The following is a 509-nucleotide window of genomic DNA, read 5'->3' on the forward strand; positions in this document are numbered from 1 at the left end:
TGCTTTTCTACCGTCCGCAGGAAGTTCCAACGGATTCGAAAGCGGTTCGCTTAAAACTTTACCATCGTGACGAGCCAATCCATCTATCAGACGTAATGCCAATGTTGGAAAACTTGGGTCTACGCGTGATTGGTGAATCTCCTTACGAGATCGAGAAAAACAATGGCCAGACATTCTGGATCCTAGATTTCTCAATGCTGCATAAGAGCGACAAAACCGTTGATCTTCGCGAAGCTCGTGATCGTTTCCAACAAGCATTTGCAGCGATTTGGGCAGGGGATCTAGAAAGTGATGGTTTCAACCGTTTGGTACTGGGTGCTTCGTTATCTGGTCGTGAAATCTCGATTCTACGTGCTTACGCGCGCTACATGCGTCAAGTTGGTTTCCCATTCAGCCAACAATACATTGAAGATACACTAAGCCATTACCCTGATTTAGCTACTGGCTTGGTTAACCTATTTGCTAAACGTTTCGATCCAAAACATAAAGGCAGCGAAAAAGGCCAAAGC

1 pseudogene is annotated in these 509 nt (G+C 45.4%); it reads left to right on the forward strand.

What is annotated here, in order from left to right:
• Positions 1-509: pseudogene (locus R8N49_RS30680) on the forward strand (NAD-glutamate dehydrogenase domain-containing protein); the annotation flags it as partial.

This window comes from Vibrio sp. 1978 (assembly GCF_033344345.1).